Origin of the sequence: Nocardia sp. NPDC050710 (genome assembly GCF_040654375.1) — a bacterium.
In the GTDB taxonomy this organism is placed as follows: Bacteria; Actinomycetota; Actinomycetes; order Mycobacteriales; family Mycobacteriaceae; genus Nocardia.
The window spans coordinates 277,040-296,502 of record NZ_JBFAHV010000003.1 but is presented as its reverse complement, the minus strand read 5'-3'; the positions used below and the strand labels follow the sequence as shown (position 1 = coordinate 296,502).

Annotated in this window: 14 protein-coding genes and 2 pseudogenes; 9 read left to right on the top strand and 7 right to left on the bottom strand. The window is 66.0% G+C overall.

Annotation, left to right across the window (positions count from 1 at the left end):
- Window positions 1-84 precede the first annotated feature (84 nt).
- The 4 genes and pseudogenes from AB0H61_RS09225 to AB0H61_RS09210 form a co-directional block, all read right to left on the bottom strand.
- The gene (locus AB0H61_RS09225; protein ID WP_357300992.1) at window positions 85-2,964 is read right to left on the bottom strand and encodes an alpha/beta fold hydrolase; all 2,880 of its coding nucleotides are present in this window, start codon (window positions 2,962-2,964) and stop codon (window positions 85-87) included.
- A 170-nt stretch (window positions 2,965-3,134) separates the two neighbouring features.
- Window positions 3,135-3,722: pseudogene (locus AB0H61_RS09220) on the bottom strand (LLM class flavin-dependent oxidoreductase); the annotation flags it as partial.
- A 190-nt stretch (window positions 3,723-3,912) separates the two neighbouring features.
- Window positions 3,913-5,109, bottom strand: coding sequence for a serine hydrolase (locus tag AB0H61_RS09215; protein WP_357300990.1), 1,197 nt, complete (start codon window positions 5,107-5,109; stop codon window positions 3,913-3,915).
- The gene (locus tag AB0H61_RS09210; RefSeq protein ID WP_357300988.1) at window positions 5,102-5,794 is read right to left on the bottom strand and encodes a helix-turn-helix domain-containing protein; all 693 of its coding nucleotides are present in this window, start codon (window positions 5,792-5,794) and stop codon (window positions 5,102-5,104) included. The genes AB0H61_RS09215 and AB0H61_RS09210 overlap by 8 nt, the downstream gene beginning before the upstream one ends.
- Before the next feature lie 83 nt (window positions 5,795-5,877).
- Here AB0H61_RS09210 and AB0H61_RS09205 point away from each other — a divergent pair.
- The 5 genes and pseudogenes from AB0H61_RS09205 to AB0H61_RS09185 all read left to right on the top strand — a co-directional run.
- Window positions 5,878-6,580, top strand: a pseudogene (locus tag AB0H61_RS09205) (amino acid permease); the annotation flags it as partial.
- Between the two features lie 555 nt (window positions 6,581-7,135).
- Window positions 7,136-7,342: a hypothetical protein gene (locus tag AB0H61_RS09200; RefSeq protein ID WP_357300987.1), complete on the top strand. Its 207-nt coding sequence runs from the start codon at window positions 7,136-7,138 to the stop codon at window positions 7,340-7,342.
- Window positions 7,339-8,085, top strand: a complete 747-nt coding sequence (locus AB0H61_RS09195; RefSeq protein WP_357300985.1) for a hypothetical protein — start codon at window positions 7,339-7,341, stop codon at window positions 8,083-8,085. Before AB0H61_RS09200 ends, AB0H61_RS09195 begins: the two co-directional genes overlap by 4 nt.
- 150 nt (window positions 8,086-8,235) lie before the next feature.
- A complete protein-coding gene (locus AB0H61_RS09190; RefSeq protein WP_357300983.1) occupies window positions 8,236-9,837 on the top strand; it encodes a hypothetical protein in 1,602 nt (533 codons plus the stop codon).
- A 101-nt stretch (window positions 9,838-9,938) separates the two neighbouring features.
- Window positions 9,939-10,700, top strand: a complete 762-nt coding sequence (locus tag AB0H61_RS09185; RefSeq protein WP_357300982.1) for a transporter substrate-binding domain-containing protein — start codon at window positions 9,939-9,941, stop codon at window positions 10,698-10,700.
- Between the two features lie 213 nt (window positions 10,701-10,913).
- Here AB0H61_RS09185 and AB0H61_RS09180 read toward each other — a convergent pair whose 3' ends face one another.
- Window positions 10,914-12,323 (bottom strand): MDR family MFS transporter, encoded by a 1,410-nt coding sequence (locus AB0H61_RS09180; protein ID WP_357300980.1) that lies wholly within the window; start codon window positions 12,321-12,323, stop codon window positions 10,914-10,916.
- A gap of 82 nt (window positions 12,324-12,405) precedes the next feature.
- Window positions 12,406-13,131 carry a hypothetical protein gene (locus AB0H61_RS09175; RefSeq protein WP_357300978.1) on the bottom strand — a complete coding sequence of 242 codons (726 nt, stop codon included), beginning with the start codon at window positions 13,129-13,131 and terminating at the stop codon, window positions 12,406-12,408.
- A gap of 378 nt (window positions 13,132-13,509) precedes the next feature.
- Between AB0H61_RS09175 and AB0H61_RS09170 the strand changes: the two genes are divergently transcribed.
- Window positions 13,510-14,907 carry a lipase family protein gene (locus AB0H61_RS09170; RefSeq protein ID WP_357300976.1) on the top strand — a complete coding sequence of 466 codons (1,398 nt, stop codon included), beginning with the start codon at window positions 13,510-13,512 and terminating at the stop codon, window positions 14,905-14,907.
- 9 nt (window positions 14,908-14,916) lie between these two features.
- On the opposite strand, the gene AB0H61_RS09165 is transcribed toward AB0H61_RS09170, so the two are convergent.
- Window positions 14,917-15,780 (bottom strand): SAM-dependent methyltransferase, encoded by an 864-nt coding sequence (locus AB0H61_RS09165; protein ID WP_357300974.1) that lies wholly within the window; start codon window positions 15,778-15,780, stop codon window positions 14,917-14,919.
- 141 nt (window positions 15,781-15,921) lie between these two features.
- Here AB0H61_RS09165 and AB0H61_RS09160 point away from each other — a divergent pair, with 141 nt between their 5' ends.
- The 3 genes from AB0H61_RS09160 to AB0H61_RS09150 all read left to right on the top strand — a co-directional run bounded on the left by AB0H61_RS09160 (window position 15,922) and on the right by AB0H61_RS09150 (window position 19,421).
- The gene (locus tag AB0H61_RS09160) at window positions 15,922-16,638 is read left to right on the top strand and encodes a DUF5753 domain-containing protein (RefSeq protein ID WP_357300972.1); all 717 of its coding nucleotides are present in this window, start codon (window positions 15,922-15,924) and stop codon (window positions 16,636-16,638) included.
- A 274-nt stretch (window positions 16,639-16,912) separates the two neighbouring features.
- Window positions 16,913-18,193 carry a cytochrome P450 gene (locus tag AB0H61_RS09155; RefSeq protein ID WP_357300971.1) on the top strand — a complete coding sequence of 427 codons (1,281 nt, stop codon included), beginning with the start codon at window positions 16,913-16,915 and terminating at the stop codon, window positions 18,191-18,193.
- 10 nt (window positions 18,194-18,203) lie between these two features.
- Window positions 18,204-19,421: a cytochrome P450 gene (locus AB0H61_RS09150; RefSeq protein WP_357300969.1), complete on the top strand. Its 1,218-nt coding sequence runs from the start codon at window positions 18,204-18,206 to the stop codon at window positions 19,419-19,421.
- The last annotated feature ends 42 nt before the right edge of the window (window positions 19,422-19,463 follow it).

The following is a 19,463-nucleotide window of genomic DNA, read 5'->3' as shown; positions in this document are numbered from 1 at the left end:
TTTCGGTTGTCACCGAAAGCTTCACTTGATGAACGCAATCCGTGTCGGCAGTGTTAGCGAATTCACGCGACGTTTCAAGGTACATCAGGAGATCGGGGGAATCCCCGGATCTGTCGAATCGGGCGAAATCTGTTGCACTTGAGTGAGCAGATTACGGATCCGCACCGTTTTCGGGTCTTTCGTTCCGAGTGTTTCCTCGGCCTGCTTCAGCAGCTCTTCGAGCAGCTTGCGGGCGGCATTCACGCGTCCTTGGAACAACAGCGCAGTCGCCAAAGACTTACGGAAAGACATGGCCAGCCGCAAATGTGAGGGAGCGGTCGCGATCGCGAGGGCATCGTGGATCTCGCGCATCGCCTCGTCGACTTTATTCAAGTCCAGTAGACAGCGGACCAGTGTGTGCCGTACGAAGACGGTCTCCGGCCAGTTCGGCGCCCAGTGCCTGTCGTGCACCTCGAGGATGTCGCGAACCATCGCCTCCGCTTCTTCGGCACGGCCTTGGGCGAGGACAGATCGGGCGAGGCTGTGCCGCACGACCATGGTGTCGGAGTGCTCCGGACCGCGCACCGAGTACTCGGCGAGCACGATCGACCGCAGCACCGGCTCCGCCTCGGCCCAGCGCCCCTGCTCCATGATCGCCCTGGCCAGTTTGTGGCGGCTGGCGAGGGTGTCGGCGTGATCGGCGCCGAGCAGTTCGCTCCGTTTCTCGATCACGGTGATCAGCTGTTTCTCCGCCACCGCGAGCTCACCGCGCTCCAGTGCGATGCGCGCGATCTCGTGTCGCAGCCCGAGGATTTCCCGTTCGTCACCACCGAATCCGAGCTTCGCGCAGTCGTTCACGATCGAGGTCGCGAGTTCGTGCGCCGGATCGAGCAGTCCGGTGATGATGAGGTAGCGCAGGGTCAGCCGGGCCAATTCCAGAGCCGCGATGGTGACGCCGAGATCATCGATCGGATCGCCGAGCAGCGACACCCGGGCGATCTCGACGGCGTGCGCGATGAGACTGTCCCAGCGGGGCCAATTCTCGGGATGATCGGGTTCGAAGCCTTCGGTGGCGGCCAGGATCATTCGGATGTTGAGTCCGTAGTAGTCGGCGCGATTCCGGCGCACATGCTCGTGCTCGCGGAACAGTCCGTGCACCACCGGATGCAGGAGCAGCACATGCCGGAGGTGCGGATCACCGATACCGGCCCGCTTGTCGGGGTCGATCAGACCGATATCGGCGAGTTCGGTCAATGCGGCCAGTGCCCGCTGCGGGTCGAGTCCGGCGAACAGCGGCGACTCGGCGAGCAGTCCCGTCCGCAACAGCAGGTGATACGGAATAGGCGCGACATTGAGGCAGGAGAAGAGCCGCAGCAGGGGAGCGGCGGCCACGACGCCGCGTCCGGTCAGCAGGTCGAGGGAGAGGTCGAAAACCCCTCTGACGATGCCGAGGCCGAACGGTTCGCCGACCTCGGAGGCGGGCGGCGCGTCGAAGCGGCGCTCCAGCGCCGCGCGATAGCTCGCGAAATCGGTGATGTTGTGCTCGCCGCGCCAGATTTTGTCGCCGGTCGCCGATTTGAGGTAGCGCCCGGCGGCGACCAGCGCCAGCGGAAGTCCACCGAGCGCATGCGACAGTTGCCGGGCCTGCTCCACCGTGCCGCCGCCGGGGCCGACCCGGTCGAGGAGTATCTCCGCGCCGGAGATGTCGTCCAACTGCGGCACCCGGTGAATGACGGCCCATGTGCCCCAGGTGTTTCGGTTGGAGTGCCGACTGGTGACGAGCACCCGGCCGAGGCTGGTCGCCGGAATCCGCAGCCAGCCGGTGCCTTCCGAGACCGCACCATTGTCCGGTCCGAGCGTCTGCGGGTCGTCGGCGTTGTCGAAGACCAGTATCCAGGGCTTGGACGCGGCATTGAGCAAGCGCCACACCAGATCTCGCGCCGTACCGTCCCGCCATGCCTTCTCGACCTGTTCGGGGTGGGCGCCGAGGCGGTTGGCGAGTTCCCGCATGCTGGAGCTGATGCGGGGCACCGAGATCCACCAGACCCGCCAGCCCTGTTCGCCGAGGCGCCGGGCGATTTCGAGCGCGATACGGCTTTTGCCCGATCCGCCGATATCGGCGAGGATGTCGACCCCGGCGTGTTGTTGGGCGATGACCGCCGCGACGAGTTGGTAGCGGCCGCGCAGCTTGGGCGGCAGCGGGGTCAGCGGTGGGTCGATGGTGGCGAAGGGATGGCGTTCGGTCGGTTCCGCGGCAGTGCGTTCGGCTCCCGTCCCGGCCGCGGCGGTCAGCGCCATTTTGAGCACCCGGTACGACATCGCCTCGGCGTCCGGCGGGCGGATGACCGAGGAGTGATCGCCCTCGACGATTCCGGTCATGGGGAAGACCCAGGTGGCGGAGTTAGGCGGCACGACCTTATCGGTCATTCCACCGTAGGCCGCGATCGGAATTCGGCATTCGGATTCGGAGGAGCCGTGGGCGAAAACCACCTTGGCCAGCACCGTCTGTTGCGCCCGGACCACGGCCTCGTTGAGTGGGCGCAATTCCCGTTCCTGTGGTTGCCGCCAGAAGTACAGGTGCTCGCGGATCGAGAGCATGAACTCCGAGCCGTTGTTCGGGCACGAGTACATGACGATCTGCTTGATGCGCGCGAGTTCGCTCGCGCGGCCGCGCTCGATGGTGCGCGCCAAGAAGCGCTGCAATACCAGCCCGCCTTGGCTGTGCGTGACGATGACGACCGAATGCGCTCCCGGCAGCACACTGGCCAGAAATGTACCCAGGGCGTCGGCAATGGTGTCGAAGTGCGGAATGCCGCGCGCCAATCGCAATTGCACCCTCGGCGAGGCGTATTTGAAACGGTGAACGGTAACAGTATCGCGCAGATCGGGGTCCGCCTCGATCAAACTCCCGAAATGATTCCAGGCGTCGGGTGAAGAGAACAAACCATGTACAAATACCACATGGACAGGTCCGGGTGCCCCCATTGCAAACCTCTGTCCTGGCAACATGGCCGATCGATTTCTACCACCATAACCGACCTGCGGTGCAACACCATACCGTCCGAAAAGGACTCAACGGTTCGCTTCTAATTGGACGCCGGTACACAGAGTTTCGGGTGGACCGGACCCACACGCCGATACTTTCGCGGCCCGGGTCACTCTCCGGAGGCCGGGGCCGGAAGTGCGTGGATGATGTCGAGGGCTTGGGCCAGGTTGTCCAGGCGAGCGGTGAGGGTGTCTCCCGCGGGATAGAGGCGGACCGTGTCGACACCGGCGTGCTGCCAGTCGCGCAATCGGCTGCGTACCATGTCGTGCGTTCCGATCAGCGTGGTGGCCAGCACCATCTCATCGCTGATGAGCGCTGCCGCGCCACTCCGGTCGCCGGCCTGCCATTGCCGACTCACCCGAGCAGCGATATCCGACCAGCCCTGCCTGCTGTAGGCGTTGTTGTAGAAATTGGTTGTGCTGGTGCCCATTCCACTCAGCGAGAACGCCAGTTCCAGCTTTCGGCTGCCGAGCACTCGCGGTAGGTCGGTCTCATCGGCGACGATGTCGACTTCGGCGCCTTGACAGATGTCCAGTTCGGCACGGGTTCGGCCGGAGCGGCTCAGACCCGCGTCCAGATGGGTGAAGTAGGCGTCGGCGGCGCCTTCCGGGACAAAGCTGGTACCCAGCCATCCCTCGGCGATCTCGCCGGTCAGTTCCAGCATTTTCGGTGACAGTGTCGCCAGGTAGATCGGAACAGAGACGGGCTCGATGCCGACCCCTAGAAGTCGTCCCCGACTGCGGCCACACCAGCACACTCGAGCAGCCGAAGGCGATCACCGACCTGATCGTCCGATTCCTTGCCGCGCTCGATGTTTCCACCCCTCGTCCTGGCGGCGGAACCTCAGCGGATCGCTAGTGCGCCTACCGACTCCGTAGCGGGTGCTGCTATGACAGCGGCGCATTCGCTATGGTGCGGAACACCTCTACCGTCTCCGGTTCGTCCTGCGTGGTGCCGTAATCGCTGAGCTTGACGATGACCGTCGCGCTCGGTGGGTCCACGTAGATGTACTGGCCGTAGACGCCGAGCGCGGTCAGATCGGCGCCGGTCCCGTCCGATGGATGCCACCACTGCGCCCCGTATCCCCAGTCGGAGATCGGATTCGGTGCGGGCTTGCGTATCCGTTCGATCCACGCGGGCGGCACGATCTGCGTGCCATTCGCGCGCCCGCCATCCAGAATCAGCTGCCCGATCTTGGCGAAATCGCGTGCGGTGGCGTTCAGACAGCAGAATGCCTTCTCCTGTCCGCCGGGGTGGTCGAGGTTCCAGCGCGCCTCGTCCTGCGCGCCGATCGGATCCCACAGGTCTCGGGCGAGTTGGTCGCCGATCGCCCGGCCGTCGACCTTCGCCAGCACCGCGCCGAGTAATTGGGTGTCGACACTGCGGTATTCGCCTCTACTGCCGGGCGGGAAGGTCACCGTGCGATGCTCCGCGAGGAATCCGGGCAGATCCTCGGTGAGATACATTCGCGCGGTGCCGGTGAACGGCCACAGACGGTTGTAGTTCTCCGGGACATCGATGCCCGAGGCCATGTCCAGCAGGTCGCGGATGGTGACGGTGTCGTAGTCGGTACCGGTGGTGAGCTCGGGCAGGATATCGACGAGCCGGTCTTCCTCGCGCAATCTCCCGGCCTCGATGGCGCGTCCGATCAACAGTGAGACAACCGATTTCGCGACCGACCACGATGCCTGCGGGGTTGTCGCCTCGACCCCGTCGCGGTACCACTCGTGCACCAGGACCCCATTGCGCACGATGAGGAACGAGTTCGTCTTGGTGGTGGAAAGGAATTCGGCGACCGGGATATGAGATCCCTTCCACGGCACGGTATTCGGCAGCGCAGCGGTGCCGACCGGCAGTGGTCGCGGTGTCCGCGCGGCGGGGATGGTGCGGCTCGCGAAGAGCGTGCCCTGCGTCGACGGTGGTTCGCGGAACAGTTGGAACAAGGTGATCGGTCCGGGGATATGCATGATCTGCGGGGCGGTGAAGGCGATGCCGATCAGGACTGCCACGACGAGTCCGAATGCGATGGCCGCGCGGGTGGCGTACCGGCGCGGCCGGGACCGGGTATTCGGTGGTTCAGTCATGAGAATCGTTCCGCTCGTTCATATTCGACATTGTGCGGGCCTCCACGGCGACCCAGAACGCCTCGATCAGGGTGTCGAGCACCGCGTCCGGTCCCATTTCGGCGAGTCCGCCCGCATACACGGCGATATTCGGATACTCCGCCGCATTCGCGACGGAATACTCACGGGTCCAGGCTCTTTCGTCGGCATCGCGCACCTTCTGTGGCAGTACCGCATAACCCGCGCGGACACCGGCGTAGGACAGCACTGTGTCGGCGAGCATGCGCTGATAGCGCGGCACATCCCGAGGTTCGAGGCCTATCTCGGTGAGTGCGGAAAGCATCATCTCGACGACCGCGAACTCGCCGCGTCCGCGGGTGGTGCGTGGGGCGATGGCCGCGCCGACGTAGGGGTGGGCGGTGAAGACCTCGACCACGGCTCTGGCGAACGCCTCCAGGCGCGGTTTGGGGGAGAGATCGGGCGGCACCTGTTCGTAGGCGATGGTCAGCAGTCGGTCGCCGACCGCGCGCAGTAGCGCGTCCTTATCCGTGAAGTGGCGCCATACGGCGGACCGGTCCACGCCCAGTTCCTCGCCGAGCGCCCGTCCGGTGAGGCCGTCCGGGCGGCCGCGCGCGGCGATCCGCACGGCCGCCTCGACGATGACGTCGGGGCTCAGCCGATTCGGGCGAGTCGGTCTATCCGCCACGGGCACCTCTCGTCGACAACGGTGTCATCACTGATGACACCAATGTTGACAGACAATTCGCCGATCGGCAATGCGGTCGGGCCGCGGGCCTTGCCATCTTCGTGATCATGCGGGCGCTCGGCGAACTGCTGACCTACCGGCCGATCTCGGGTAGCTTCGCCGAGTACGCGCACGAGTTCCTCGGGCGCTTCGCCGGCTTCGTCACCGGATGGTCGTACTGGGCGGTGTGGGTGGCGATCTGCATGGCCGAGATCACCGTCGCGGGCAAATACGTCCAGTACTCGTGCTGCTCACCGCCGCGCTGTCGTCCTGCAACTCCGGCATCTACTCCACCGGGCGCATACTGCGCACCCTGTCGCGCGCGGCGAGGCGCCTGCCGGGCTGAACAAACTGAGCTCGCGCGCCGTGCCCTATGTGGGCATCAGTGTTTCGGCGGCCGCGATGGTGATTGGCGTGATCGTCAACATCATCTCGCCGGATAAGGCCTTCGCCTACATCACGTCGGTGAGCACTATCTTCGTGTGGGGCATGATCCTCATCTGCCACCTGATCTACCGGGCCCGGGTCACGAGGGGCCAGCTGCCCGCCAACGATTACCGGCTGCCGGGTGCGCCCGTCAGCACCGCGCTGGCCCTCGGTTTCCTCGGTCTGGTGACGGTGCTGTTGTTCTTCACCGAGAGCGGCCGCACCGCGATGATCGTCGGCCTGGTGTGGGCGGCGCTGGTCAGTGCGGGATATCTGGCGCTGACCAAGCTCGGCAGGGGCGCGGACCGGATCGCGTCGTAATCCGATACGCGAACGAAGCAGGGCCGACCACGGATTCGTGGTCGGCTCGCTCGGATTTGTTCCCGGTGTTCGAATTTCGGAAGATTCGGACCGGAACTCCCGGGCTGTTCACCGAATAATGTTTCCCGCGAAAGTGATTCGCGAGGCTGCGACCAAGGGTTCTCGCTCTCAGGAAACTGCCAGATGGAATCAAGCGACCGACCAGGATCCGTGGGCAGAGTGGGTCGCGTCGACCTCGAATCGGTAGACGAGGTTATCGCGACAGAAGGGTTGATTCATGATCCCCGTTATCATCGACACCGGTAGCGCGGCCCTCGGCGGCCTGTTCGACACGGGAAGCGCTGCTCTGCACGGTGTTCTCGACACGCTCTGGACGGGTTCGTTCGGCGGCTGACGGAAAGCTTCGCGATCGCCTCGGATGCGCACACATCCGGGGCGATCTTCGTTATGTGCGGCAGCTATGACTCATCGGATGGGATAGTTACCAATCAGCGACCGCTGAGCGATATACGCGGCACGGATTCCATTACGCTCGATGCGAAGAAGGAGGGCGCCGTGGCCGAGTCATTGGCCGAATTGATGCCGGATGAACTGCCCGCCGGTATTGCCGCACTACCCGCGCAGGACCGGGAGCGGCTCGCCGCGACCGTGGTCGAGGCCGGGCGTAGGCAGCAGGAGGATCTCGAGAACGCCGCGCTGTCACTGCTGGATTTCATTCCCCGGATGCTGCGCGGGGCGGTCAAGAAGGCGGCGAGCAGGTGACCGCCCGGGCCCAACTGATCAAACTCTCCCGCACCCTGGGGGTGCCGGTCGAGGAACTGGACTACCTCGCGGCGGTGCCGGACGCGGATCTGATCGCATTCCGAATGCAAGTCGCGGACTGGCTTTTCGAAGGCCAGGTGGTGGGTCTGCGGAAGGTAGCGGCCGCCGCGAAGGTCATTCCGACGCCCATCATCGCGAAACTGATTATGCGCAACCGCAATGCGCTGTTGGCGGCCAAAACGGCCAGCGTACTCGATCCGTCGCACGCACGCGATGTCGCCAAGCGGCTACCCGCCGATTTCCTCGCCGATATCGCGGCACAACTGGATGCGCATAGATCCGCACCTATCATCGGCCGACTACCGGAGACCACCGTGGTAGCGGTCAGCGCCGAATTGGAACGCCGCGCGGATTGGCTCACGCTGGGCAATCTGATGACCACGCTGTCGGAACGGGCCACGCGCGTCGCCCAGGCCGAACTCGGCGGCGACGCGCTGGTACAGGCCGCCTACCTGGTGGACGGCCCGGACCTCACCCGTGTCATTGGTCTGATCTCCGAGCCGAAACTGATCGAGATGGTGGAAGCGGTAGCCGAACGCGACCTCTGGGAGGAATACCGGGCGGTGCTCGCGGCGCTGCCCGAATCCGCATTGGAGCGCCTGCGCACCGCCACCGAACACCTCCCCACCGGCCCTCGGGAGCGAGCGCTCGATGAGATCGGCGCGCGACGAACCACCGGCTGAAGCGGTCGCGCGACTCGCCCCCTAGCCGGATCAACGCCCCCCACAGAGACTCCGCACGCCTCACAGAGTGCGCAAGCCCTGTGCGGCGTGCGGAAGGCCTGTGGCAGCTACGATCCCGACCCAACGGGTGGCCGCACGGAAACTGGAGTAATGGAGCGGATTTCGGTCGACATCGAGCTCGATGCGGCGCTCGCGCAGGACGATCATTGGGCGGCGTTGGCCGCACTGGCCGTCGACGCGCCCGCGGGACTGGTGGGTGCGGTGTTGCGGCGCTACGCGCGCGCCGACGCGGATGTTCGTAGGCGGCTCACCTGGCTGATGGAGCGGCTCGACGATCCGGCCGTGGGGCCGCTTCTGCTCGAATTGCTCTCGGCCGCGACGGGTTCGGAGGCGGTCGATCTGCTGCGTGCGTCGACCAGGGCGGCCGTGGTCATTGCGCTGACGGAGCTGAATCGACTCCTCGATGACGAGGTGACCCGGCGCGCGGCGATAGACGCCGCCGGAATCGCCGGACATGTCGAACTCGTGCCGCGGCTGCGCGCGCTGCTGCCCGATCCCGAGTACGGTGACCGCGCCGCGTTGGCCTTGGGCCGGATGCGAGCGACCGCCGCCGCCGCCGACATCGCCCAGCGACTGCCCGACCGAACCGGTTTGTCCTACAGTGCTTTCGCGGTTGCTCTGGAGCTGATGGGCGATCCGGCCGCGGTCCCAATGCTGCGCCGTCACCTCCACACCGCCGATGCCGAACAGATCCCGATTCTGCATTCGGTGCTGGTGAATCTGTCCGGCCGGGAGCCGGTATTGCCGCGATACCACCGATCCGAGAGATGGGCGGCGCAGGCCCGTCTCGCATGGTCGCGGCTCGATGCCGCCGGCCCCGTCGACCCGCGGCTCGAGCAGCTGGCCATCGGACCGCCGTCGTGGGCTCGCTTCACCCTCCACGACGGCCGCGCGATCGTGCGGCTCGGCTACGACGCACCCGACCCCACCTCGGCCTGGCCGCGCTGGAACAAGTCGCTGCTGATTGCGGGGGAGCCGATCTATCGAGCCGGATCCGATTGTGGCACCTGCGAAACCATGCTGGCGCTGGCGGGCTGGCCCGCCCACCGCGCGGCCGAGGACTCGGCCCGGATACGCGGCGTGCTGCGTGATGTCGGTGCACTGTCCGGTGACCTGGTGAACACCCTCGCACCGGTCCTCACCTGCCTGCGCACCGGTGACTACCTTGCTGTCCTGGTAGATCTCGAGGTGGAGCTCGTCGAGGATTACGAGCATTCCTGGTGGGCGCGGCGCACGAATCTCCGCGAGTTTCCCGACGACCCGCCGTGGCTGGCCGACGGCGGGCCGTGGCCCGGTACCCCGCATTTGCAACTGCGCACCCCGATTCCGGTCGACGACCGGCCCACATTCGCGACGGTAATGCCGACCCAGCCCCCGCAGGCGTTCGCCGCGGAAACCGTCACCGCCTACGTCGACGTCATCTCCGCGGGCGCACGGCCCGCGGCAATTCTGGTCGGCTGGATCGAAGAGCGTTATGTGGAAGCCGAAGCGCCTGAACGCTTCCTGTTGACCGCGGTCCTCGACGGCCATCACAAGCTTTGGGCCTACGCGCACACCGGAACCCCGGCGCGCGCCCTCCTCGTCCTGCGTACCGAAGATTCCTGGCCGGACACCGCCACGGATTTCACCGAATGGGTTACGGAAATCCTACGGCCGCTGGCGGTTCGGGACGATTCGGTCAACCAACCGTGACGATATCCGGAGCTGTGGAGGATTCCCGTCCGCTGGGAACATCAGTCGGTGGCCGGGCCGATTACCCTGTCCGGATGCGCAGACCGTTTCGAATCTTGCCGGTGCTGATTTTGTTCGGGATGAGCTGGTTGGTCGCGGCGGCTCCCGGCGTCACCGCGCAGCAGTCGCGGCTGCTGACGGTGCGGCAGACCGGTGTGCTGCGGGTATGCACCACCGGCGATTACCCGCCGTACACGCTCCGCGCGGAGGACGGGACCTATCGCGGCGTCGATATCACCCTCGCGGGCGATCTCGCCGCGGCCCTGCACGTTGTACCGCAATGGATTCCGACGACGTGGAGTGCCTTGATGGACGACTTCCTCGCCCGATGCGATATCGCCGTCGGCGGCATCTCCGATACCGCCGCCCGCCGCCGCACCGCCGACTTCTCGATTCCCACCTCATTCGACGGCAAGACTCCCGTGACGCGCCGCTCCGACGGCGACGCCTACGCCACCGTCGCGCAGATCAATCAGCCGCATGTGCGCGTCATCGTCAACCCGGGCGGCACCAATGAGGCTTTCGCCCGCACCAACTTCCCCGACGCCCAGCTCACCCTCTGGCCGGACAATCTCACCATCTACGACCAGCTCGACCTGAACAACGCCGATGTCCTCGTCACCGACTCGGTCGAGGGCCGCTACCGCCAGCGCACCCATCCGAACCTCCAAGTGCTGCATCCGAACACCCCCTTCGACTCGGCCCCGAAGGCCTACCTGCTCCCACGCGACGACGCCATGTTCGCGTCGGTGGTCGATCTCTGGCTGGAAACCGAAATCCGCAGCGGCAGAGCCGATCGGCTCCTGGCCGACTGGATCGACTGAACCACGGCTCGAGGCTCGACATCTATTCGGGCGCCATCATTTTCACCTGGTCCGGAGTGATCGGAAGGCCGAGTGCGCGAAGTCGTTCGGCTCGGTGAGCGCCGATTGGGTGCGTAGCTCCGACCATCACTATCCCCAGCGGAGAGAACTCAGGCGGTGCGTTTTCGGGCGGGGAGGCATATTTGCGAACCGCATCCCGTGGAGTTCTTCGGTTCAGGCCGCGGTCTTGCGCCCCGGCATCATCGCCGACGCGATCACCATGACGACGGCCATGAAGGCCACCGCGATGAACACCAGATGTACCGCGCCGGAAAGGGTTCCGGGGGTGGGGTGGTCGGTGTCGCCGATGCGGGAGTTGACGACGGCACCGAAGATCGCGACGCCGACGGCGCTGCCGATGGAGCGGGCGAACATATTGGCGGAGGTGACGACGCCGCGTTCGGTCCATTCGGCGCTCGTCTGCGCGGCGATGAGGGTGGGGGTGGCGACCAGGCCCATGCCCGCGCCGATGACGAAGCAGGAGACCGCGACCTGAAGCAGGGTGGAATCCTCGGTGATCAGTAATGTGGTGGCGGTACCGAGGGCGGCCAAACCGCTGCCGATGAGCGCGGTCCTGCGGAAGCCGATGCGCAGGTAGACCTTTCCGGCCTGGGAGGCGGCCAACGGCCAACCCAGCGTGAGCGCACCCACGGTGAGACCGGCGACCAGCGCGCCGGTGCCGAGGACGCCCTGGGTGAAGGTCGGAACGTAAGAGGTGAGGCCGAGCAGGATGGCGCCGACGAGGACCGATACGAGGCTGCTGGCGATCACCACCCGGCGGGTGAACACCCACAGCGGCAGGATCGGATTCTCGGCCCGCCGCTCCGCGAAGGCGAACAGCAGCAGCACCAACAGCCCGCCGGCGAAGATCGCGACGCTCGTCGGCGAGGACCAGGCCCATGCCTGCCCGCCCTCCAGCAGGCCCAGGATGAGGGCCCCGGCGCCGACGGTGAGCAGGGCGGCGCCGAGATAGTCGATGCGTTGGCTGCGACGCGGCGCGCTCTCGCGGAAATTGCGCAGCAGCATCCAACTCGCCACCGCTGAGAGCGGCAGATTCACCAGAAAGATCCACCGCCAGCTGACGTACTCTGAGAAGAGACCGCCGAGCAACGGGCCGACCACCGAGGACATCGCCCACACGCTGGCCAGGTAGCCCTGCACCTTGGCCCGCTCCGACAATGTGTAGAGGTCGCTGGCGATCACCATGGTCATGGGCTGGATCGCGCCCGCGCCGATGCCCTGCACCGCCCGGAAGATGATGAGTGCGAGCATGCTGGAGGCAAGACCGCACAGTAGCGACCCGAGCGCGAAGACCGCGATCCCGAACAGGATCACCGGCTTGCGCCCGACAGTGTCGGCGATCTTGCCGTAGATCGGCACCGTGACGGCCTGGGCCAGCAGATAAATCGAGAACAGCCACGGGAACTGCGCGAATCCGCCGAGGCTGTCGGTGATGGTGAGTACCGCGGTGGCGATGATCGTCGAATCCAGGGCGACGAGGCCGGTGGCCAACATGAGCGACCCGAGGATCGCTCCCCGTTCCGATCGGAGTCCGACGGCCGATTCCGCTGCATCGGTCGCCACCGGCAACCCCTTTCGTTCGTTCGACTAACCAACTCGAACGAACGTATCCGTGTCGCAGCTATTCCCGCACGGAAATTTTTACCTAGGGACGCCAGGTGATGCGGCCGCCCTGGAAGTTCTGCGCCTTGCCGCCTTCGTAGTCGTACTCGTCGCTGGTGGGGTAGCCGTAGCGGCCGTTCTCCGCGCCCGCCCGCACCCAGTCGTCGCGCAGCGCGCCCCAGATGATGTGTGCGCCGGTGCCCTGCGAGTAGTAGATCGCACCGCCGGTGAACAGGTTGTAGCGGCCGTTCCCCTTGGCAGAGGCCTCGTCGGTGAGCGGGAACCCGAGCGGCCCGCCCTCCCATCCCGAGGCGCCCCACTTATCCCGGATCATGCCGCCGACCTGGTGTGCGGCCGTGCCCAGGGACCAATAGACGGAACCGCCCTGGAAGTGGTTGTAGCGGCCGGAGCCGGTCGGTGTCACCTGCTCGGCGGTCACCGGATAGCCCAGCACACCGTTTTCCGAGCCCAACTCGGCCCACTTGTCGCGGATCGCTCCGCCCACCGAATGCGCCCCGACCTCGGGCTGCCAGTAGATCGAGGCATTGCGTGCGAACGCCTGGTACCGGCCGCCGCGGCCGGAATCGGCCTCCGGGGCAATCGGATCGCCGAACGCGGCCGGGCCGCCCTGCTGGTCGTACTCGACCTCGATCGCGCCGCCCACCTCGAAGGGCCCGATTTGACGGGCGCCGGCGGTGCCGCTGGTCAGCAGGATGCCCACCGCGACGGCGGACAGCGTCAACGCGCCGCGGCGGTGCGTTCCGGACATGTGGTGTATGCGACGTGGCCGTGCCAATGGAACTCCCTGAATGACGGAATCGATTGCCGGGTGATTGCTGTCCCGGTCGGCGGCATTGCTGTCCCGAAGCTACCAGCTCCCGCGGTCCGATCTCGATAGTGCTCTCGGGTATCCGCGATCACATCGGGTAGAGGCTGTGTTGACGCGGATTGGGCTCAATGCTGATCGAATGCCGCCACGACTACGCTGCCGGTCCGACTGTGCTCGATGGGAATCTCCGGCCTGACCTGCTGGTGAGGTGTCCCGACCGCGGTGCTGAGAAGTAGCGGGGTACCCTACGCTGACTCTGCACAGCGACGACATCGAATCCCGAAGGGTAGAGGTCTGGATGTCGAATCGAGCTCGAGCATGAAGGGGATGTGGTCCTTCCGCGCCCTGGTCGTCACGATGGCTATCGGGTGCCTGCTGCCGATGGGTTGGTCGCCCGCGGGCGCGGAACCCGTTTCCGACGGTAATGGGACGACGTCACCGTCGGAACTCCAGCAATGGATCGATACCAATGTTCCGCCGCCGACGATCCCGCCCGCCGCATCACCGCCGTCACGTAACCTCACGCCGGAGCTCGCGGCACTGTGGCAAGCGGTCCGGTCCACGCCCTCGGGCGATCCGATCTTCGACGTATGGCCGTCCGACCTCGGCCGGTTCGCGCCCGGCCAGATCGTGGAATGGCGCGATGTGACGGCGACATCGGCACCGCTGGTGGTGGTCCCGATCCAACGCGCCATGCTGCTGAAGTTCCGGACCACCGATGCCTTGGGTGCACCGTCCTTCGGTACCGCGACGCTGGTCATCCCCGCGGCCGAATGGACCGGGCCCGGCGGCAGGCCGGTGCTGGTGAACGCGCTGCCGATCAATTCGCTGGGACTGAGCTGCACCCCGAGCTATGCCATGGCGCACGGACTGCACAGTAAGTTCAACGCGGGCGACCTGTTTCCGCCGACCACCTGGTCGTCGGTGAGTCGCGGCTTCGCCGTGCTGATCCCCGACCACGAAGGCCCGTGGATGTCCTATGCCGAGCCGAATGTGGCCGGGCATGTCGTGCTCGATTCCATTCGCGCGGTGCGCAATTCATCGAACGAGTTCACCGGCAGTCGCTTCGCCGTCGGCGGGTATTCCGGCGGCGCCATCGCCTCGTACGCGGCGGCCATGCTGGTGGCCGAGTACGCGCCGGAGCTGAACGGTGTCCTGGTGGGGGCGAGTATGGGTGGTCTGGCCGCCGACTACCGCACCGTAGCGCGCCAATTCAACGGCAGCTCCGCATCGGGCATTCTGCTGGTGGTCAGCCTCGCAATGGGGCGCGAATACCCCGAGATCCTCACGTATATGAATAATCTCGCGCAGTGGGTGGCCACCTCATCGGTGAAGGACAGCTGTGGCGAAACCAACGGCCCGCTCGGCGTCGTCGGCATCCCGATCGAGGTCGCGGCCACCGTCGCCGATCCACTCGGCACTGATCTGGCCGAGCGGATCTTCCGCAGGACGGATCTGACCAATAGGAGATCCGCTGTCCCACTGTACATTTACCATGGCGTGCACGATTTCTGGATCCCGCTCGAGGGTGCCATCGATATCTACCGCGCACAGTGTGCGCGCGGCGTCCCCGTCACCTTCCGCACCTTGGGCGGCGAGCACATCATCGCCCTGTTCAGTGGCTTCCCCGGGTCCATCGACTGGCTCGATCAGCGCCTGCGCGGTGTACCGGCACCGAATGACTGCGTGACGAACCCGGTCAGGCCGCCGAACTGAGCATCAGGATCACGGTTTACGCAGGATCCCGCCGTATTCGTAGACATCGGTGCGCTGTTTGGTGGCGCCCACGTAGGGGAACAGCTGCTCGGGCACCGGCTCCAGCGGAGGCTGGTCCGGATCGGGACGCCAGTCGATGAGGTTGGTCAGGCCGGGATCGACCGGCTCCAGACCGACGAAGAGCGCGTCCACCTCGGCGGGAGTGCGGTTCTGCCAGGGGATTCCGGCGCCGTCGAGCTGAGCGGCGAATGCGGAACCGACCTCGGCGTCATCGCTGACGACCTGGGAGAAGGCGAGGTGGCTGCCCGGCGCCGCGACGGTATCGATGATGTGCCGCAACGCGTGCCGGGCGCCTTCGCCGACGGCGTCGACATCCTTGAGGTGATGCCCGACGGATAGGAACAGCACCGCGACCGGCTCGGAGAAGTCGATCAGGCGGCGGACATCCGGATCGGTGAGCAGCGCATCGGGATCGCGCATATCAGCGGTGATCACCGTGGTGCGCTGGTGATCGGCGAGCAGTGCGCGCCCGTGCGCGAGCACGATGGGATCGATATCGACATAGGCGACGCGCGCGTCCGGGTTGAATCGCTGGGCGACCTGGTGGACGTTGTTGTCGGTGGGCAGGCCGCAGCCGAGGTCGAGGAACTGGCTGATGCCCGCGTCCTGGACGAGATACCGCACCGCGCGATAGAGGAATTGGCGATTCTGGCGCGCGATGTCGACGCACTCCGGGAATCCACGCAGCACCTGGAGGATGATTTCGCGGTCGATCGCGTAGTTATCCTTTCCCCCGAGCATCCAGCCGTAGGCCCGCGCCGACGTAGGCCGGTCCAGGGGAATTGAAGCCTCGATCGTCTCGTCCGATGTCATCGTGACGTTCCGTCCTTTCGCGTTGTGCCGCTCGGTCCGACGCGACTCCAGTCTGACAAGTGGTGACTGGTCAAGCAAGACAGCGTATTTCGGCATTCGGGGGCGTGGCGTCGCGCCCGGTTCGCGTGGCAGACTCGGAGCATGGGCGCTCGGGAGATACGCGAGTCGAGCGAAGCCGCTGATCCGGAGACGGTCGCGGAAGCGAGGCGCCGGTCGGGTGGGGCGGATTGGTGGGAGCGCGATGCGGACCAATTGCCGCCGGGGTTCGGCGCCTACTTGCGCCTGGAACAGGCGGCGCGAATGCTGCGTTGTTACGAATCCAGGGCAATACCGGAGCTATTACAGACCGCCGACTACGCCCGCGCGCTGCTGTCGTTGGCGCACCCGGGAGACTCCGAGGCGATGCTGCGGCGTCGGGTCGCACTGCGAATGCGTCGCAAGCGCATCCTGACCCGACCCGATCCGCCCCAGCTCTGGGTAATCGTCGAGGAATCCGCGCTGCGTCGCCCGATCGGTGGGTCGGCCGTCTGGCGCGCCCAGCTCGAGCATCTCCTGCACGCCGCAGAGGCGCCGAATATCGCGGTCCAGGTGCTGGCCGATCACGTCGGCGGCCCCGCACTCACCCAGAGCTCCTTCACCGTCCTGCGTTTCGCCGAGGGCGATCTTCCCGACCTCGTCTACCTCCAGCAGTTGACCAGGGGAGTGTTCCTGAACGACTCCGCCGATATCGAGGCCTACCTCGCCGTCGCCGATGGGCTATCCGTCCACGCCGCCCCGCCGGAATATACCGCCGCCCTGGTACAGGCGCTGCGGGAACGACATCCAGCCACCATCGACGAGCCTTCCGAGCCAACCTGAGCCGCTCCTCGGCGGCGTATGCGGGCCCGCCGGACAGGCCCGAAAGGGGTTGATGCGGCGAGAGAGACTTCATCGCATTGCTGCTAACGTGGGTGAGTCGCCGGGTTCGCGACGCAGACCTCCACGCGGGGTCACCAGGTTGGTGTTGTGCGGAAGGCTGAGCGAAAACGTTGTGGCAGTTGGCTATGAGTTCGGAGCCCGGCAACGTGACCAGAGGCTTATGCCCGAGCCCACCGATCGCCCTCGGCGAATTCCTGTTCCACCACCGGGAGTCATGTCTTTGAGCACGCCACAGTCATCCGCGTCCACGCCTCGGTCCGCCGCGCCCGGAGTCTGCCCCGTTCAGCACGGATCACCGGTCGATTCCGACGGACCCCGGGCGCCGCTGCACACTCCGGAGTTCGCCGCCGATCCGCATCACGCCTACCGCGAGATGCGCCGTCAGCACGGGTCGATGGTGCCGATCGAACTGGCGCCGGATGTGCCCGCGACCCTGGTGCTCGGATATCAGACGGCGCTGCGAATTCTCAACGACCCCGAGCACTTTCCGGCCGATCCGCGGGCTTGGCAGGACAGCGTTCCGGCGGATTCACCGATCAAGCCGATGATGGAGTGGTACCCGAACGCGCTACGCAACAGCGGTGTCGCGCATGCGCGGTATCGGAACGCGTACACCGCGGCCATCGACGGAATCGACCTGCACGCTCTGCATTCCACCGTCGAGAAGATCGCCGTTCCGCTGATCAATACCTTCTGCGAAACCGGTTCCGCCGACCTGGTGACGCAGTATGCGTTCCCGCTGGTCTTCGAGGTGCTGAACCAGATGGTCGGCTGCTCAACGGAACTGGGGCAGCGGGTGGCCACCGGTATGGCCATGCTGTTCGACACCGTCGAGGCCGCCCGCGGCATGGAGATGCTCAGTGCCGCGCTGCTGGAGCTGATCGCGTTGCGCCGCGCGGAACCGGGCGACGATGTCACCTCGCGACTAGCCCATCACCCGGCCAACCTCGATGACACCGAGATGCTCAGCCAGCTGATCAGCTTCTACGGCGCGGGAATCGAACCGCAGCAGAATCTCATCGCCAACACCCTGTTGCTGATGGTCACCGACGAGCGTTTCGGCGGCAATGTCCTCGGTGGCAGTCTTTCGACGCGTGACGCGCTCGACGAGGTGCTCTTCAACGACCCGCCGATGGCGAACTTCTGCACCTCCTACCCGCGTCAGCCGATTCTGATCGACAACACCTGGCTACCCGCGCACCAGCCGGTGCTCATCAGTCTCAGCGGATGCAATAACGATCCCGCGATCCGCGGCGGGGATCGCACCGGCAACCGCTCGCATCTGGCGTGGGGCGGCGGACCCCATGCCTGCCCTGCCAAGTCGGTGGCCTACCTGGTGGTGCAGGACGCCATCGATCAGCTGTTGGATGCGCTGCCCGAGATGGAGCTGGCCGTCCCGGCGGGCGAATTGGTGTGGCGGCCAGGGCCTTTCCACCGCGCGATGGCGGCGTTGCCGGTTGTCTTCACCTCGTCCCCTCCGATGAACCTGGTGTAAGGAGTCTTTGATGGAGTACGAACCGATAGCCCTGGACCTGACCGGCGCCGATATCCAAGGCGAGTCGGACCGGATCCGGGCGCGTGGGCCCGTCGCGGTGGTGGAGCTGCCAGGCGGTGTGCCCGCATGGTCGGTGACCGATGCCGTCGTGCTGAAGAATCTACTTGCCGACCCCCGCGTGTCCAAGGATCCCCGGCAGCACTGGTCGGCCTTCATCAACGGTGAGATCACCGAGGCCTGGCCGTTGCATCCGTGGGTCGCTGTGGACAATATGTTCACCGCGTACGGCGCCGACCACCGGCGGCTGCGAAAGCTGGTGGCGCCGGCCTTCACCCATCGACGCAGCACGGCGCTGCGCCCGCGCATCGAGGCCATCACCGCCGACCTGCTGGACCGGCTGGCGGCGACCCCGCCGGGGGAGGCGGCCGACCTGCGCCCGCTCTACGCCTACCCGGTGCCCATTCAGGTGATCACCGAAATGATGGGCGTGCCGGAACATTTGGGTCCGGGCCTGCATAAATGTGTCGACGGATTCTTCGATACCTCGTTCGGTCCCGAGGAAGCCCAGGCCAACTACCTCGAAATGTACCGGCTGATCAGCGAACTCGTCGCCTACCGGCGCGACAACCCCGGCGACGATGTGACCAGCGTGCTCATCGCCACCCGCGACGACGACGGCTCGGCGCTGTCGGAAAAGGAACTCGTCGACACCCTGATGCTGGTTATCAACGCGGGCCACGAAACCACCGTCAACCTGCTCGATCAAGCCATCGTCGCGCTGCTGACCCACCCCGAGCAGCGTGCCGACGTGGTCGAGGGCCGGGTTCCGTGGTCGGATCTGGTCGAGGAGACCCTGCGCTACGAGGCTCCTGTCGCGCACCTCCCGCTGCGCTACGCGGTGGAGGACATCGATGTGAACGGCATCCGAATCCCCAAGGGCGAGGCCATTCTTGCCTCCTACGCCGCCGCGGGCCGCGATCCCGGGCTGCACGGCGCCACCGCCGCCGAATTCGACGTCCACCGTGCCGATAAGGACCATCTTTCGTTTGGTCACGGCGCCCACCATTGCCTCGGCGCGCCGCTCGCCCGGCTGGAGGCGGCCATTGCCCTCCCGGCCATCTTCGAGCGCTTCCCGAATATGAAACTGGCCGTCGACCCCTCGGAGCTGGAGCCGGTCGGCAGCTTCGTGTCCAACGGTCACCGCAGCCTGCCGGTCTACCTGGACTGAGGCCACTCTCGCGGGGTGCCGTTTCTATAGCGCCCCAACCGA

What these genes read in the sequence shown, in the direction of transcription:
- AB0H61_RS09215 (WP_357300990.1), bottom strand. Translation starts at nt 5,109, where the DNA reads ATGACTGAACCACCGAATACCCGGTCCCGGCCGCGCCGGTACGCCACC.
- AB0H61_RS09190 (WP_357300983.1), top strand. Translation starts at nt 8,236, where the DNA reads ATGGAGCGGATTTCGGTCGACATCGAGCTCGATGCGGCGCTCGCGCAG.
- AB0H61_RS09170 (WP_357300976.1), top strand. Translation starts at nt 13,510, where the DNA reads ATGAAGGGGATGTGGTCCTTCCGCGCCCTGGTCGTCACGATGGCTATC.
- AB0H61_RS09150 (WP_357300969.1), top strand. Translation starts at nt 18,204, where the DNA reads ATGGAGTACGAACCGATAGCCCTGGACCTGACCGGCGCCGATATCCAA.
- AB0H61_RS09160 (WP_357300972.1), top strand. Translation starts at nt 15,922, where the DNA reads ATGGGCGCTCGGGAGATACGCGAGTCGAGCGAAGCCGCTGATCCGGAG.
- AB0H61_RS09155 (WP_357300971.1), top strand. Translation starts at nt 16,913, where the DNA reads ATGTCTTTGAGCACGCCACAGTCATCCGCGTCCACGCCTCGGTCCGCC.
- AB0H61_RS09165 (WP_357300974.1), bottom strand. Translation starts at nt 15,780, where the DNA reads ATGACATCGGACGAGACGATCGAGGCTTCAATTCCCCTGGACCGGCCT.
- AB0H61_RS09225 (WP_357300992.1), bottom strand. Translation starts at nt 2,964, where the DNA reads ATGGGGGCACCCGGACCTGTCCATGTGGTATTTGTACATGGTTTGTTC.
- AB0H61_RS09175 (WP_357300978.1), bottom strand. Translation starts at nt 13,131, where the DNA reads ATGTCCGGAACGCACCGCCGCGGCGCGTTGACGCTGTCCGCCGTCGCG.